Origin of the sequence: Mesorhizobium sp. LNHC232B00, assembly GCF_000502435.1 — a bacterium.
GTDB lineage: Bacteria > Pseudomonadota > Alphaproteobacteria > Rhizobiales > Rhizobiaceae > Mesorhizobium > Mesorhizobium opportunistum.
The window spans coordinates 253,007-267,495 of sequence record NZ_AYWP01000014.1 but is presented as its reverse complement, the minus strand read 5'-3'; the positions used below and the strand labels follow the sequence as shown (position 1 = coordinate 267,495).

Here is a 14,489-nt window from a genome sequence, read left to right as displayed (position 1 = left end):
AGCCCCCTACCGCGCCAGCACGACGCCGGCGTCGGGCCGGAAAGACACCCAGGCGCGGTCGTTCCAGGTCAGCGGATCCTCGGTCACGCGCACCGCGTTCAAGGCGCTTGCCCTGATGATCTGCCCGTCGTCCAGCCTGACGTGATAGACGGTCATGTCGCCGAGATAGGCGATGTCGTAAACCTCGCCTTCCAGAGCGTTGACGGCATCTGCCGGCTTCTTCGACGAAACCCTGATCTTCTCCGGCCTGATGGCGAAGACGATGTCGGCATTGGCCTTTGCAGCCGCGCCACCATTCTCGACGACGATCTGGGCTCCGCTTGGGCCGGTGATGCGCGTCGTGTTGGCCGACTGTTCGGCAACCTTGCCCTCGAACATGTTCACGTTGCCGACGAAATGGGCGACGAAGCGCGATGCCGGAGCCTCATAGACTTCCGCCGGTGTCGCAACCTGCATGACTTCGCCCTTGTCCATGATGGCGATGCGGTCGGCCATGGTCATCGCCTCTTCCTGGTCGTGGGTGACGACGACGAAGGTGAGGCCGAGTTCCTGCTGCAGGTCCATCAGTTCGAACTGGGTTTCCTCGCGCAGCTTCTTGTCGAGCGCGCCGAGCGGCTCGTCCAGCAGCAGCACCTTCGGGCGCTTGGCGACAGAGCGGGCAAGGGCGACGCGCTGGCGCTGGCCACCGGAGAGCTGGTGCGGCTTGCGCTTGGCGAACTGCTCGAGCTTGACCAGCTTCAGCATGTCGGTGACGCGCTTTTCGATATCGGGCTTGGCCATGCCTTCCTGCTTGAGGCCGAAGGCGATGTTGTTTTCCACCGTCATATGCGGGAACAGGGCATAGGATTGGAACATCATGTTGACCGGCCGGCGATAGGGCGGAATGCCGCGCAAATCCTGGCCATCGAGCAGGATGCGGCCAGCCGTCGGTTCCTCGAAGCCGGCAAGCATCCTGAGCAGCGTCGACTTTCCACAGCCGGAGGCGCCCAGCAGCGCGAAGAATTCGCGCTCGAATATGGTCAGCGACAGATTGTTGACGGCGGTGAAGTCACCGAACTTCTTGGTGACGTTCTCGAACTGAATGTATGGCTTGGCGTTCGGGTCCTTCCATGGCGCGAAATCCCTGCGGATGCTGCCAAGCGATTTCATATCCCCACTCCGTCTGTCCTGAGTCCCCAAAGAAAATCGACCCCGGCAGTTGGCTGCCGGGGTCGTGTCGGATTGCTTACTGGCCGGTGACGATCTTGGTCCAGCTGCGCGTGATGATGCGCTGGGTCTTGGGATCGTACGGCTGGACAGTGTAGAGCTTTTGCAACGTCGCTGCGTCAGGATAGACCGACGGGTCGTCCAGAAGAGCCTTGTCGACGAATTGCTGCGACGCCTTGTTGCCGTTTGCGTAGAGCACATAGTTCGACGATTTGGCGATCACTTCCGGCGTCATCATGTAGTTGATGAATTCGAGTGCCTCGGCGGTATGCGGCGCATCGGCCGGAATAGCCATCTGATCGAACCACATCTGGGCGCCTTCCTTCGGCACCGAATAGCCGATCTCAACGCCTTGCTTGGCCTCGACCGCGCGGTTGCGTGCCTGGAACACGTCACCAGACCAGCCGATCGCCAGGCAAATGTCGCCATTGGCGAGTGCGTTGATGTATTCGGAAGAATGGAACTTCCTGATGAAGGGCCGCACTTTCATCAGCGCGTCCTCGGCCTTGGCAATGTCGTCGGGCGACGTGCTGTTCGGGTCCAGACCGAGATATTTCAGCGCCGCCGGAATGATGTCGGCTGGTGAATCCAGCACATAGACGCCGCAGTCCTTCAACTTGGCGAGGCTGTCCGGATTGAAGAACGTATCCCAGCTGTCGATCTTGTCGGTGCCGAGAGCTGCCTGAACTTTCTTGAGATTGTAGCCGATGCCGACGGTGCCCCACATGTAATTGACCGAGTATTCGTTGCCGGGGTCATATTTGGCGGTGCGCTCCGAAACCGTGTCCCACATGTTGGAGATGTTCGGCAGCTTCGACTTGTCGAGCTTCTGGAACACACCGGCCTGGATCTGGCGGGCCAGGAAATTGCCGCTCGGCACGACGACGTCGTAGCCGCTGCCGCCAGCGAGCAGTTTGGTTTCCAGGATCTCGTTGGAATCGAAGGTATCGTAAACGACCTTGATGCCGGTCTTCTTGGTGAAGTCGTCGATGATCGAACTGTCGATGTAGTCCGACCAGTTGAAGACGTTGACGACGCGGTCCGCGGCGTGACCGCCGGCTGTGAAAAGGGTCAGAAATACCGAGGTCGCCGAAAGCCAGAGCGCTTTGCGGATCATGCTATTCTCCTTTGGTGAGTGTTCCGTCGCCGGCTCGTCGCGGCATGCGCGCGACCGGGCATTTTCGTCAGGGTATTGAGCTTTCCAGGGGACAACAAGAACCGATCCGCGCGCCGCCTGCGGCCGTCCGGCTGTCCTGGACTGGAAGGAATTACGGCGCCGTCAGAAGCTTTCGCCGCCGCGCGGACAGAAATACAAGAATGTGGTCCGGTCTCGATCGGGCCGCCGGGGAGACTTGGCAAGATACGCCTGTCTTGTTGTTGCCGTATTCCCAGCCTGCCCGGGCGGCAGCGACGTTGTCAATGGCAAAGCTTCGGGCCGGCATCAATTAGGCGACGGCACCCCGGTGACGCCTGCCCGCTGCGGCCGTGCCTGGCGCTTGAACTCCAGCCCGATATGGACAAGCAGCGCCGTGACCACCACCGCGCCGCCGATGATGGTGCGCCCGGACGGCACTTCGGAATGGATGAGCCAGACCCATATCGGCCCGAGAATCGGCTCGAACGTGCCGAGCAGCGCCGCGATGGCCGCCGGGACCAGGCGCGCGCCGGTGGCGAAGAAAGCGAGGCCAATGCCGAGATTGAGGACGCCGAAGGCGAAGAGGAAGCCCATGTCGCTGGCCGACACCGCGAAGGCCGACGCCTGCGACGCCGCCAAGCCCGCGGCCAGGATCGTGCCAAGACAGGTCGCAGGCGTCATGCGCACGCTGGAGAACCGCCTTGTGATGACGGTTGCGATCGAGAACATGAACGCGATCAGCAGCGCCAGCCCGTCCCCCACGGGCGAAACGGCGCCATCGAGCGATTCCGACACCATGATGGCAACGCCGGTGATGACGGCGGCGATCGCCACCCAGGTCACGACAGTCACCCGTTCGCGAAACAGCACCCAGGCAAACAGCGCCGCCAGAAGCGGCACGCCAGCCTGCATCAAGAGGATGTTGGCAACAGTCGTGTAGGCGAGTGCCACGACGAACGATGTCGATGCGATGGCGAAGCAGAACCCCACGGCGAGACCGGGCAGGCCCATGTCGCGAAACGATCTCAGCATGCCGCGCCAGCCGTCACGCCAGGCCATGAAGGAGAGCAGGAAAGCGGCGGCCCAAACGGAGCGCCAGAAGATGACCGTCCAGCTGTCGCCGACGGTGATGAAGCGGGCGATGGTGCCGCCGAAACTCCACATCAGAGCCGACAGGAAGACCAAAAGCATGCCGACGCGTTCCTCGCGCGGCGAGGCTGTCGGAGTAACAAGGCCGGGCGATGATGCTGCGTCTGTCATGGGCGCGACTGTCGAGCTTTTGTGGACGGGACGATGCGCAAGGGACGACAAAAAACTGCTCTGTTCGCGTAGCGCAAAGACTTGAGCCGCGGGTGATCCAGACACCGGCGACGATTGTGGCACCTCTGCTGCCGCGTTACTGGAAGTCGAAGGCGCTCAGGCCGGTCACCATCTCGTCGAGGCCGAGCGGACGCGTCACCGGCGGCTCGGCGCGCGCCAGGCAGCCGACGCGTTCGCAAAGCCGGCAGGCGGGCCCGACAGGGGTCGCCGCAATGGCACCTTGTCCCGGCTTTCCGGCGGCCGCCGCGCCGGGCAGTGCCGCGCCATAGACGATGTCGTCGCGAAAGCCGATGTCGCAGCCGAGCAGCAGCGCGGTGCGGCGCGGTCGTTCGGAGAACGCGCCCTGCGGCCCTTCCAGCGTGCGGGCGATGCACAGGAACTCGGCGCCGTCGGGCATTTCCACCGCTTCGACGAAGACCTGGCCTGGCTGGGAGAAGGCGACATGCACGGGCAGCTTGGGACAGCCGCCGCCGAAGCGGCTGTGCGGAAAACCCTGGCTGCCGGCCTTGCGGAAGCGATTTCCCGCATTGTCGACCTCCAGCATGAAGAAGGGTACCCCTGGGGCGCCCGACCGCTGCAGCATGGTCAGCCGGTTCGCCGCCTGCTCGAAGGAGACGCCGAAGCGCGAACGCAGGACGTCGATGTCGTAGCGGGCGCGAACGGCGGCGGCGTAGAAGGCCTGATAGGGCATCATCAGCGCATGCGCCGCATAGCGGCCGAGTTCGAAGCGGGCGAGACGACGGGCTTCGTCCGTGCTCAGCTTGAGCGCCTGGATCTCGCCGGCGACCGCGACCGTCATGCGGATCAGGCAGGCTTCCATCGCCACTTCGCGCAGCTGGTCGAACGGCGACAGCCGCTCCGACAGGAACAGCCGCTGCGAGTGGCGATCGTAACGGCGGCGCCAGTTCGGCATGGTGGCAACCGGCAGCACCTTGACGACGATGCCGTATTCGCGCTTCAGCCAGGCTTTCAGCGCGCCGAACAGGTCGTCGCCGGGATCGAGCACTGATGTAAAAGCCTCGGCTTCTTCCTCGAGTGCCGAAAAATGGTTCGGCCGCCGCTCGAAGGTCTCGTGTACCTCGTCGATCGGCAGGCGGGCGCCGGAAAGCGCCGTCGCCCGCCCCTCGCGGGCGAGAAGCTCGTTGAGATCGGACAGCCGCTCGGCCTGCTCGCGATAGGCGCGAAACAGCTTTATCACCGCGGCGGACGCATTGGGCGCCGCCTCTGCAAGCTCGATCAGCTCCTGATCTCCAGGCAACTCGCCGACCAGCAGCGGATCGGTGAACACTTCCTTCAGGGCAGCGACAGACCCCCTTGCCTCGCCCTGCAACTCATGCGGATTGACCTTGTAGACGGATGCCAGTTTCAGGATCAGCTGCACCGTCAGCGGCCGCTGGTTGCGCTCGATCAGGTTGAGATAGGACGGCGAGATGCCGAGCCCCTCGGCCATCGCCGTCTGGGTCAGCCCCTTGGCGTTGCGGATGCGGCGGATGCGCGGCCCGGCGAATATCTTCTGGTCAGCCATCGGCCATCCTTGACAGGAATTTACACAATTTCCACGGCAATCACGCTGCCGATTTCTTTACAATCATGACAGATTTACAGCGATCCTCTGTCAAACACAACACAAGTTTTCCCTTATATTCCGGCATATTTGTTGATTTATCTGGCTCATTCCGCGCCGCAATGTAAATTCAGTCACATTCCAGCAGGCCAATGACTGGCCGCCGGCCATAGCGCAGCAATCCTTCGGAGTATCCCATGACTGATTTTTACAACCTCGTTCCATCGGCGCCGGAAGGCCGTTTCGACGGGATCGAACGTCCCTATTCGCCGGAGGATGTGAAGCGGTTGCGCGGTTCGGTGCAGATCCGCCAGAGCCTGGCCGAAATGGGCGCCAACCGGCTGTGGAAGCTCATCCATGAGGAGGATTTCGTCAACGCGCTCGGCGCCATGTCCGGCAACCAGGCGATGCAGCAGGTGCGCGCCGGGCTGAAGGCGATCTACCTGTCGGGCTGGCAGGTTGCCGCCGACGCCAACACGGCGTCCGCCATGTATCCGGACCAGTCGCTCTATCCGGCCAATGCGGCGCCCGAGCTGGTCAAGCGCATCAACCGCACACTGCAGCGCGCCGACCAGATCGAGACCTCAGAGGGCAACGGGCTTTCGGTCGAGACCTGGTTCGCGCCTATTGTCGCCGATGCGGAAGCCGGCTTCGGCGGACCGCTCAACGCCTTCGAGATCATGAAGGCATTCATCGAGGCGGGCGCCGCCGGCGTGCACTACGAGGACCAGCTGGCGTCGGAAAAGAAGTGCGGCCATCTCGGCGGCAAGGTGCTGATCCCAACCGCGGCGCACATCCGCAACCTCAACGCCGCGCGCCTGGCGGCGGACGTGATGGGTACGCCGACGCTGGTTGTCGCCCGCACCGATGCGGAAGCGGCCAAGCTGCTGACCTCCGACATCGACGAACGCGACCAGCCTTTCGTCGACTATGGCGCGGGGCGCACGGTTGAAGGTTTCTATCATGTGCGCAACGGCATCGAGCCCTGCATCGCCCGCGCCGTCGCCTATGCGCCTCACGCCGACCTGATCTGGTGCGAGACGTCCAAGCCGGATCTGGCGCAGGCCAGGAAATTCGCCGAAGGCGTGCGCAAGCACCACCCGGACAAGCTGCTCGCCTACAATTGCTCGCCGTCGTTCAACTGGAAGAAGAACCTCGACGACGCGACGATCGCCAGGTTCCAGAAAGAACTCGGCGCCATGGGCTACAAGTTCCAGTTCATCACGCTCGCCGGCTTCCACCAGCTCAACTACGGCATGTTCGAACTGGCACGCGGCTACAAGGCGCGGCAGATGGCTGCCTATTCCGAGTTGCAGGAAGCCGAGTTCGCCGCGGAAGCCAACGGCTACACCGCGACCAAGCACCAGCGCGAGGTCGGCACCGGATATTTCGACGCCGTGTCGATGGCGATCACCGGCGGCCAGTCGTCGACCACCGCCATGCATGAATCGACCGAGCACGCGCAGTTCAAGCCGGCTGCGGAATAAGTCCACGAAAAGACGACCAACAGAGGCAACGCCCGACAGGGCTTCGGACACAGGAGAAGACCAATGGCATCGATAAGCCGCGTCAAGGAACGGGCGGAAGAGCAGTCCACCACGATGAGTGTCGACCAGCAGGCGACGATCCGCATGCTGGCCAATGACCTGCACAGGCTGAACCAGTCGGTGATGAAGGCGGTCGAGGCAGGTGTCTCGGTGGAGCTCGTGCGTTCGGCCAGACACCATGGCGGCGACGGCAATTGGGGCGATCTGCTGATCCCGGTGATCGTCACGCAGCAGAGCCATAGCTGACCGAACCGAGGCTGATCGAACTGGGCTGACCGGAAATCGTTGCAACCGGCCCTTCACCTGCGCAGCGTATGCGCAGGTGAATTTTATTTTTATGCGACCAAGCAGTGGACAGGGCAGTACAGTACTGTTGCTTGACTCCACTGTCGTAAGAGGTGCTCTCGGGAGCCTTTTATTTCAGCTTGACACGCGGGCGATCTCACGCCAATTGTCGCTCGGATTTCAACTCTGCATTGAAACGGGAGCGAGCTTCTTGGCCGACTTGGGTGCCCTGTGAATCGTGAGGGCGAGACCGGAAGACATCTGAATCCGGGGACCCGAGGTTCAAGCAGCGACACGATCCACGATCCCTCGAAGGTGCTGGTCGTCGGAAAATCGCCGATCAATCGCGTGGTGGTGTCGAAGATTGTCGAGCGTTCCGGGCTTCGACCAATCTCGGAATCACCCGATATGGCGGCGCGGACCTTGCGCTTGCTGGTCCCCGGCGCGATCGTGCTGGACGGCGGCCCCGACAACAAGGACTGCGACAATCTGATGTCCGGCATCGAAACGTTGCGGCGCGCTTCGGGGAAATCGTTCCCTCCTGTGATCCTGCTTTCGACCAAGAATGGCACGACGGAAAGCCTGGGCTTGTCGAGTATCATCGATGCGGTTGTGACCAAGCCGATCACACCTGAACGGCTGCAACCGGTGATCGACCGCCTGGTCAGCCGCTAAAGCAAGTCGGGGAAGCGGTTTTCAGTCCGGAACCGCGAGAGACCTAGCTGGTGGAAGCAGCGATCAACCTCGTTTCTTGATGCCCTGAATCAGTTCGGGCAATTGCCCGAGATCGGATATCTGCAGGAACCGCGGCTCCGCGACCGGCGCCTCGACATGGTCGAGCACCCAAGTCAGTTCGTGCGGCACATGTACGCCCCAACCGCCGGCTTCGATGGCCGGCACCACATCCGACTTCAATGAATTGCCGACCATCATGCTCTTTGCAGGACCGTCGCCATGGCGGCTGAAGAGGCGCGCATAGGTCGCGGCATTCTTGTCGCTGACGATCTCGACCGCGTCGAACAGGTCGCCGAGGCCCGATCCGGCCAGCTTGCGCTCCTGGTCGAAGAGGTCACCCTTGGTGATCAGCACCAGGCGATAGGCGCCGGCGAGTTTCTCCACCGTCTCACGGGCGTGCGGCAAGGGCTCGATCGGATGGCTCAGCATCTCGCGGCCGGCATCGAGAATCTCCACTATGACCGGAGCCGGCACCCGCCCATCGGTGACCTCGATCGCCGTTTCGATCATCGACAGCGTAAATCCCTTGATGCCGAAACCATAAACGGCGAGGTTGCGCCGTTCGGCCTCCAGCAGTCGCGCCGATATCTGTTTCTCCTCGGCATGATCGGCAAGCATGGCGGCGAAGCGCTTTTCGGTCATGCGGAAGAACTGCTCGTTCTGCCAAAGCGTATCGTCGGCGTCGAAGCCTATCGTCGTCACTTCGCTACTGGTTCGCATCGCAGATTTCTTGTGTGCAGAACAAGCCGAACCTAAGCCGACCCGTGGGCAGTTTTCAACCGCGAAGGCAAATGCCGGCAGCGGCTCCTCTTCCCTTCGGTAGCCGGGCACGGCTATACTCCGAAATCCGCAACTCATCTGGTGAATGATGCCGCCTGCAAAAAAGGAAGTCCGTCCGTCGAGCCGCGGAGGACGGGCGCGTACGCCTGCTTTCGTGAAAAACCTGCGCGGCGTGAAGAACTGGAAGGAAGTCAGCGAATGGCTGGAATGGCGCGGCATCGAGGATATCGAATGCATCACACCTGACCAGGCCGGCGTCGCGCGCGGCAAGATGATGCCGTCGAAGAAATTCACCTCAAACACCTCGCTGGCGCTGCCTTCGGCCGTCTTTATGACGACGATTTCCGGTGGCTATCCCGAGGACGGCAACGGCTTCCATTATCCCGAGGACGACGGCGACCTCAAGCTGATGCCGGACCTCTCGACGCTGACTGTGGTGCCCTGGGAGGAAGACCCGACCGCCGCCGTCATCTGCGACCTCGTCCACCAGGATGGCCGTTCGGTCGAATTCACGCCGCGCAATGTCTTGAAGCGCGTGCTTGCCGCCTATGACAGGCTGGGGCTGAAGCCGGTGGTGGCGCCCGAGATCGAATTCTACCTGGTGCGCAAGAATCCGGATCCGGACTATCCGCTGACCCCGCCGGTCGGCCGCTCGGGCCGCGCGATCGGCGGCGGCGCCGGCTATTCGATCGCCGGCGTCAACGAGTTCGATGAACTGATCGACGACATCTACCATTTCTCCGAAAGCCAGGGCCTGGAGATCGACACGCTCATCCATGAAGAGGGCGCCGGCCAGCTCGAGATCAATCTGCGCCACGGCGACCCGATCGAGCTTGCCGACCAGGTGTTCATGTTCAAGCGCACGATCCGCGAGGCGGCGCTGAAACACGAGATCTATGCCACCTTCATGGCCAAGCCGATCCAGGGCCAGCCGGGCTCCGCCATGCATATCCACCAGTCGATCATCGACAAGAAGACCGGCAAGAACATCTTTTCGTCCGAGGACGGCTCGGAAACCGAGGACTTCTTCCACTTTATCGGCGGCATGCAGAAGCATGTGCCGAACGCGCTGGTGATGTTCGCGCCCTATGTCAATTCCTACCGCCGGCTGACACAGGCGGCCTCGGCCCCCGTCAATAACAAATGGGGCTATGACAACCGAACCACGGCGTTCCGCGTGCCACGCTCCGATCCGGCGGCCCGGCGTGTCGAAAACCGCATCCCGTCCTCCGACGCCAACCCCTATCTGGCGCTGGCGGCCTCACTTGCCTGCGGGCTGATCGGCATCACCAGGAAGATCAAGGCCGAGCCTCCGGTACTGACGACCGCCAATGCGCACGAGATCGACCTGCCGCGCAGCCTGCTTGAAGCCGTCGACCTGTTCGAGGGCGACGAGGAACTCTGCGCGCTGCTGGGCAAATCCTTCGCCGCGACCTATGCGGCGATCAAGCGGGCCGAATTCGAGACCTTCATGGAAGTGATCAGCCCGTGGGAGCGGGAGTATCTGTTGCTGAATGTTTAGGGGAGTAGGGGAGTAGGGGAGTAGGGGAGGGATGGCCGAAAAAACAGGGTCCTACAAGGACTTGCTCGTTTGGCAGCAGTCAATGGATCTCGCAGTGGCGGTTTACGACGCTACGAAATCCTGGCCTAAAGAGGAACTTTATGGGCTGACCAGCCAAGTGCGGCGCGCGGCAAGTTCAGTGCCGGCAAATATAGCAGAAGGGTATGGCAGAGAAATCCGAGGTTCTTATCAGCAATTTCTTCGCATCGCGCAAGGATCGCTGAAGGAACTAGAAACTCAGCTGCTGATCGCCGAACGCATCGGCATTACGCCGAAAGCGACGGCGGCGTCGTTGCTGGCGAGTACCGAAAGCGTGGGAAAGCTTCTTCGACTTCTTATCCGCAAACTTTCCACCGACTAGGTCCCCTACTCCCCTACTCCCCTACTCCCCTACTCCCCTACTCCCCTACTCCCCTACTCCCCTACTCCCCTACTCCCCTACTCCCCTACTCCCTAGAACGAGCATCATGCCTTACCAATCCCCCATTTCCCCTGGCCGCTCCTGGTATGAAGACACGGCCGGCCCTCGGCCTGAATACCCGGCGCTCGATGGCGACCGGAGCTGCGATGTTGTCATCGTCGGCGGCGGGTTCACCGGCCTGTCGGCGGCAACGCATCTGGCCAAGGCGGGAACCAATGTCGTCTTGATCGATGCCTACCGTTTCGGCGATGGCGCGTCCGGGCGCAATGGCGGCCAGCTCGGCACCGGCCAGCGTGCCTGGGCCGAGGATATGGAGGCGGAATACGGATTGTCGCGAGCCAAGGCGCTGTTCGATCTCGCCGAGGAGGCGAAGGCGCATCTCATCGAATTCGCCGCCACCAACCAGATCGATATCGACTACATGCCGGGCCAGCTCTCGGTGGCGCACAAACAGCGTTATGTCGACGACTACAAGGCGCATGCCGAGATCATGGCCAGCCGTTTCTCCTACCCGCATATTTCCTTCATGGATAAGACGGAAACAGCGGAGCGGCTGGGCTCGACCGCCTATTTCGGCGGCACCCGCGACACCGGTACCGGTCACATCCATCCCATGAAGCTGGTGATCGGCACGGCGCGGGTGGCGGCACAGGCCGGCGCGCAGCTGTTCGAGGGGACGCCATCGACCGGCATCATTTCCGCCGGCGGCAAGGTCAAGGTTTCCACGCCAAGTGGCACCGTGACGGCCCAAAAGTGCCTGATCGCGGTCAACGCCTATGGCGGAACGCTCGAACCGGTGAGTGCGGCGCACATCATGCCGATCGGTTCGTTTATCGGCGCCACCGTGCCGCTCGGCGCGGGATCTACGGTGCTGCCGGGCGGCGAGTCGGTCGACGATTCCCGCTTCGTCGTGCGCTATTTCCGTAAGTCGAGGGATGGCCGGCTGCTGTTCGGCGGACGCGAGGTCTATGGCGTCAACGATCCTAAGGACATCCACATTCATATCCGCCGCCAGATCGCGGAACTCTATCCGGCGCTGGACGATGTCGAGATCACGCATGGCTGGGGCGGCTACGTCGGCATCACAGTGCCGAGAAAGCCATTCGTGCGCGAAGTGATGCCGAATGTGATCTCGGCCGGCGGCTATTCCGGCCATGGCGTCATGCTGTCGAACTTCTTCGGCAAGCTCTATGCCGAAACCGTCGCCGGCAATCGCGACCGGTTGAAGCTGATCGAGGACCTTAAAATTCCGCCATTTCCCGGCGGTCGCCGCTTCCGTACACCGCTGCTATTCCTGGCGCTCAACTGGTTCGCGCTGCGCGACAGGATTTGAAGCGCGTCGCGCGTCACATCTTTTTTATGCATGTCGTTATCCCAAAACCGAGTTCACTTTGGGCGACATGCATTGGACTGGATCAAGTGAGACACGATGCCGTGCCATCACGACCTCATGTAATATTGTAATATTCCCTGTAACATTTGTTGCCCAGGGGACACGTTGCGCAATTGCCGGCAAAGGCGCAGAATCTTCTATAATGGCGCAGTGATGCCACAATCGCGGGCGAAAGGTGCCTCTTCTGGGTGATTGTTCGGGGGTTGCTGTGGGCGCCTGCCCGTGTTGATTTTGGGACCGATGCCGATCAAATGCCGAACTTGCGGCACGATCGAAAGAACCTCGGCCCGCTTATGGAGGTGGCGAGATTGAGAGAGCCCTTCAGTTTCGGTGCTCCGGAACGTCGGCGCTTTGCCATGCAGTTCGGCTATGACATGCGCCCGTCCTTCTGGCAGGAAGTCCGTTCGAATTCACATTTGGTGATTGCCGCGGTCGGCACTGCCGCGTTGCTTGGCGTGGCCGCGGTGGCGCTCTGGCTGGCATTGCCGGCCAGCGAGAGGCAAGCCGCTGCCAGCCAGGAGCAGAGCATTCCAAGCATTCCGGTGAAGACGACCAAGATCGTCCCGGCCGGGACCACGGTAGCCGCGGCGGCAGCGGTGCCGCAAGCCGAGAGCAAGGCCAATGCGGCCTCTACGGCCATGGCTGTCGCCCAGGCCGCTATTCCCGCACTCGCTGCCAACGATCCTCGCTGGACCGGCTCGCAGACAAAAGCCGCACCGGCTCCCGCTTCAGCCGGCCAGGGGACAAGCAAGGCCGAGAAGGCGCCGGACAAGCCGGCCACCACGGCGGCGTTCGCGCAACCGGCGGCCGATAGCGATGCCACCGCCGAACTTGCCAAGGTTGCCGCGCCGCCAGCGGCGGCAAGCGGCAGCAATCCCGATGGCGCGCAAACCGCGGCTATCCCGACGGTAAAACCGGAGGCACCGGACCAACAGGACGACATTGGTCAAGCCGAAGCAAAGCCACGGAAAGTCGCAGCCGCCAGCACGGGACGCATTCTGAGAGCCGTGACCATGCGCAGCAGTCCGAAGAAGCATGCCGCCGCCATCGTCACGGTGCCAGCCAAGACCTCGGTGCAGGTGATGAGCTGCAAGCAATGGTGCCAGATCGTCTACAACGGCAAGACCGGCTGGGTCTACAAGAGCTATATCAAGACCGGCGCGTAACTTGCCTGCGCGTCTGGCACTGGCCTCGCTTTCGAGACCCTATGACGACCTGCCACCGAACAGGCCGCGGAATTGCCGCCACACCTTGGCGCGCCTGCGTCGCATGACATGGGCACGATGCTGCTCGTAAGGCAATTCATATAGACCGCAGGTGTGGCAGCCCTCCGGCTTGCCGCAGATATGGATCCAGCATTTGACGTCATGCGTCCAGGCAAGCGCGATGCGTTCGAGGTGAAGGTTGGATGAGCTTTTAACGAGGATCAGTTCGCCGGCCACCGCTGTCCGCTTGATATGGTCCGAGACTTCCTTCGCCGTGCGAAGCTCGACAAACCGGCCGTTGTCGCGATCGATCTGGCTGGCACGCGAGCGATGTGCATTGTCTCCAGTATAGATCACCTGGTCAGCGATTTCCCGCGCGGTTTGATAGGCGTGGGCGTATTTCCTGGTCGAACCGGCGTAGTCCGAAATCTGGCCCAGCACGATGCGTTTGCGGCTAGCAGTCGCCTTGGCCACCATGTCCAGGGCAAGATTGATGGAGTGCCAGGGCGCCTTGGCCGCATCGATGATGAATTGCGGGCCGCCTTGGGTAATCAGCACGGTACAGCGATTAACGACCGGCTGGAACGTTGCCACCTGGACGGCAACCTTGTCCGGAGGGACGCCGAGTTCAAGAGCCGTCGCAACGGCGGCAACGGTCGGCAGCCAGAAATATTCGGCGGGAAAAGACGTCTTGAGTTGCAGCAGCCCTCCCCGCCAATGGATCGAAAGAGTCAGCAGATCCGGATATGCGGCGTGGATCTCGGTCACACGGTAGTCGGCCGTCTCACCCATGCCGAAGGTAACGATACGGCATCCGGTCCCGGCGCCCATGTCGGCTACATGGGGATCGTCGGCATTGAGGACAGCAAGGCCGTCCGGTCGCAACGCCGCGACCAACGCGCTTTTTTCCAAGGCGACGTTTTCCAGCGTCCTGAAACTGGTAACGTGCTCCAGACGAACCATGGTGACGACAGCCACATGCGGCTGCAGCATTTGCGCCATGGGCCGGATCGTGTCGATGCCGTACGCCCCGGTTTCCATGACGACGTAGTCTGGCCTCTCCACTTGCTTCATACGCTTGTAAAGCGTGCTGACGACTGAATGGATGGTGTTGGCCAGAACCTGCGTGTAGACGGGTCGATGAGCGGCCAATATGTGCCCAAGCAGCGCTGTGACAGTCGATTTTCCTGAACTGCCGGTGACACCGATGAAGGTTGCCTTGCTTTTCGCCCGGGCACGCCTCGCCCTGTAGACACTGATGCGCCACCGCAGGTCTTTGAAACCTCTCCGCAGTTTCGATTTCATCGCGCCGACAACCCCTTCGCCCCTGGCAAGAC

General features: G+C 61.9%; 13 protein-coding genes. 7 read left to right on the top strand and 6 right to left on the bottom strand.

What is annotated here, in order from left to right:
* Nucleotides 1–6: 6 nt before the first annotated feature.
* The 4 genes from X743_RS150240 to X743_RS150255 form a co-directional block, all read right to left on the bottom strand.
* Complete coding sequence (locus X743_RS150240) at nt 7–1,149, bottom strand: ABC transporter ATP-binding protein (RefSeq protein ID WP_023766764.1); 1,143 nt, start codon at nt 1,147–1,149, stop codon at nt 7–9.
* A gap of 76 nt (nt 1,150–1,225) precedes the next feature.
* Nucleotides 1,226–2,323, bottom strand: coding sequence for a polyamine ABC transporter substrate-binding protein (locus X743_RS150245; protein WP_023766763.1), 1,098 nt, complete (start codon nt 2,321–2,323; stop codon nt 1,226–1,228).
* A gap of 324 nt (nt 2,324–2,647) precedes the next feature.
* Nucleotides 2,648–3,601: a DMT family transporter gene (locus X743_RS150250; protein WP_023766762.1), complete on the bottom strand. Its 954-nt coding sequence runs from the start codon at nt 3,599–3,601 to the stop codon at nt 2,648–2,650.
* 136 nt (nt 3,602–3,737) lie between these two features.
* Complete coding sequence (locus tag X743_RS150255) at nt 3,738–5,186, bottom strand: XRE family transcriptional regulator (RefSeq protein WP_023766761.1); 1,449 nt, start codon at nt 5,184–5,186, stop codon at nt 3,738–3,740.
* Between the two features lie 236 nt (nt 5,187–5,422).
* On the opposite strand from X743_RS150255, the gene aceA reads away from it, so the two are divergent.
* The 3 genes from aceA (at nt 5,423) to X743_RS0136305 (ending at nt 7,732) form a co-directional block, all read left to right on the top strand.
* The gene (gene aceA / locus X743_RS150260; protein WP_023766760.1) at nt 5,423–6,712 is read left to right on the top strand and encodes an isocitrate lyase; all 1,290 of its coding nucleotides are present in this window, start codon (nt 5,423–5,425) and stop codon (nt 6,710–6,712) included.
* Between the two features lie 63 nt (nt 6,713–6,775).
* Nucleotides 6,776–7,018 (top strand): hypothetical protein, encoded by a 243-nt coding sequence (locus tag X743_RS150265; RefSeq protein ID WP_023766759.1) that lies wholly within the window; start codon nt 6,776–6,778, stop codon nt 7,016–7,018.
* Nucleotides 7,019–7,318: 300 nt separating this feature from the next.
* On the top strand, nt 7,319–7,732 hold the full coding sequence (locus X743_RS0136305) for a response regulator (protein WP_051508566.1): 414 nt from the start codon (nt 7,319–7,321) through the stop codon (nt 7,730–7,732).
* Between the two features lie 63 nt (nt 7,733–7,795).
* Here X743_RS0136305 and X743_RS150270 read toward each other — a convergent pair whose 3' ends face one another.
* Nucleotides 7,796–8,512: an HAD family hydrolase gene (locus tag X743_RS150270; RefSeq protein WP_023766757.1), complete on the bottom strand. Its 717-nt coding sequence runs from the start codon at nt 8,510–8,512 to the stop codon at nt 7,796–7,798.
* Nucleotides 8,513–8,657: 145 nt separating this feature from the next.
* Between X743_RS150270 and X743_RS150275 the strand changes: the two genes are divergently transcribed.
* The 4 genes from X743_RS150275 (at nt 8,658) to X743_RS150290 (ending at nt 13,113) form a co-directional block, all read left to right on the top strand.
* On the top strand, nt 8,658–10,094 hold the full coding sequence (locus tag X743_RS150275; protein WP_023766756.1) for a glutamine synthetase family protein: 1,437 nt from the start codon (nt 8,658–8,660) through the stop codon (nt 10,092–10,094).
* Nucleotides 10,095–10,125: 31 nt separating this feature from the next.
* Entirely contained in the window at nt 10,126–10,494 is a 369-nt protein-coding gene (locus X743_RS150280; RefSeq protein WP_023766755.1) for a four helix bundle protein, read from the top strand.
* Between the two features lie 106 nt (nt 10,495–10,600).
* Complete coding sequence (locus X743_RS150285) at nt 10,601–11,887, top strand: FAD-binding oxidoreductase (protein WP_023766754.1); 1,287 nt, start codon at nt 10,601–10,603, stop codon at nt 11,885–11,887.
* 368 nt (nt 11,888–12,255) lie between these two features.
* Nucleotides 12,256–13,113 (top strand): SH3 domain-containing protein, encoded by an 858-nt coding sequence (locus X743_RS150290; RefSeq protein WP_023766753.1) that lies wholly within the window; start codon nt 12,256–12,258, stop codon nt 13,111–13,113.
* A gap of 39 nt (nt 13,114–13,152) precedes the next feature.
* On the opposite strand, the gene X743_RS150295 is transcribed toward X743_RS150290, so the two are convergent.
* Complete coding sequence (locus X743_RS150295) at nt 13,153–14,457, bottom strand: Mur ligase family protein (RefSeq protein ID WP_031257881.1); 1,305 nt, start codon at nt 14,455–14,457, stop codon at nt 13,153–13,155.
* Nucleotides 14,458–14,489 lie beyond the last annotated feature (32 nt).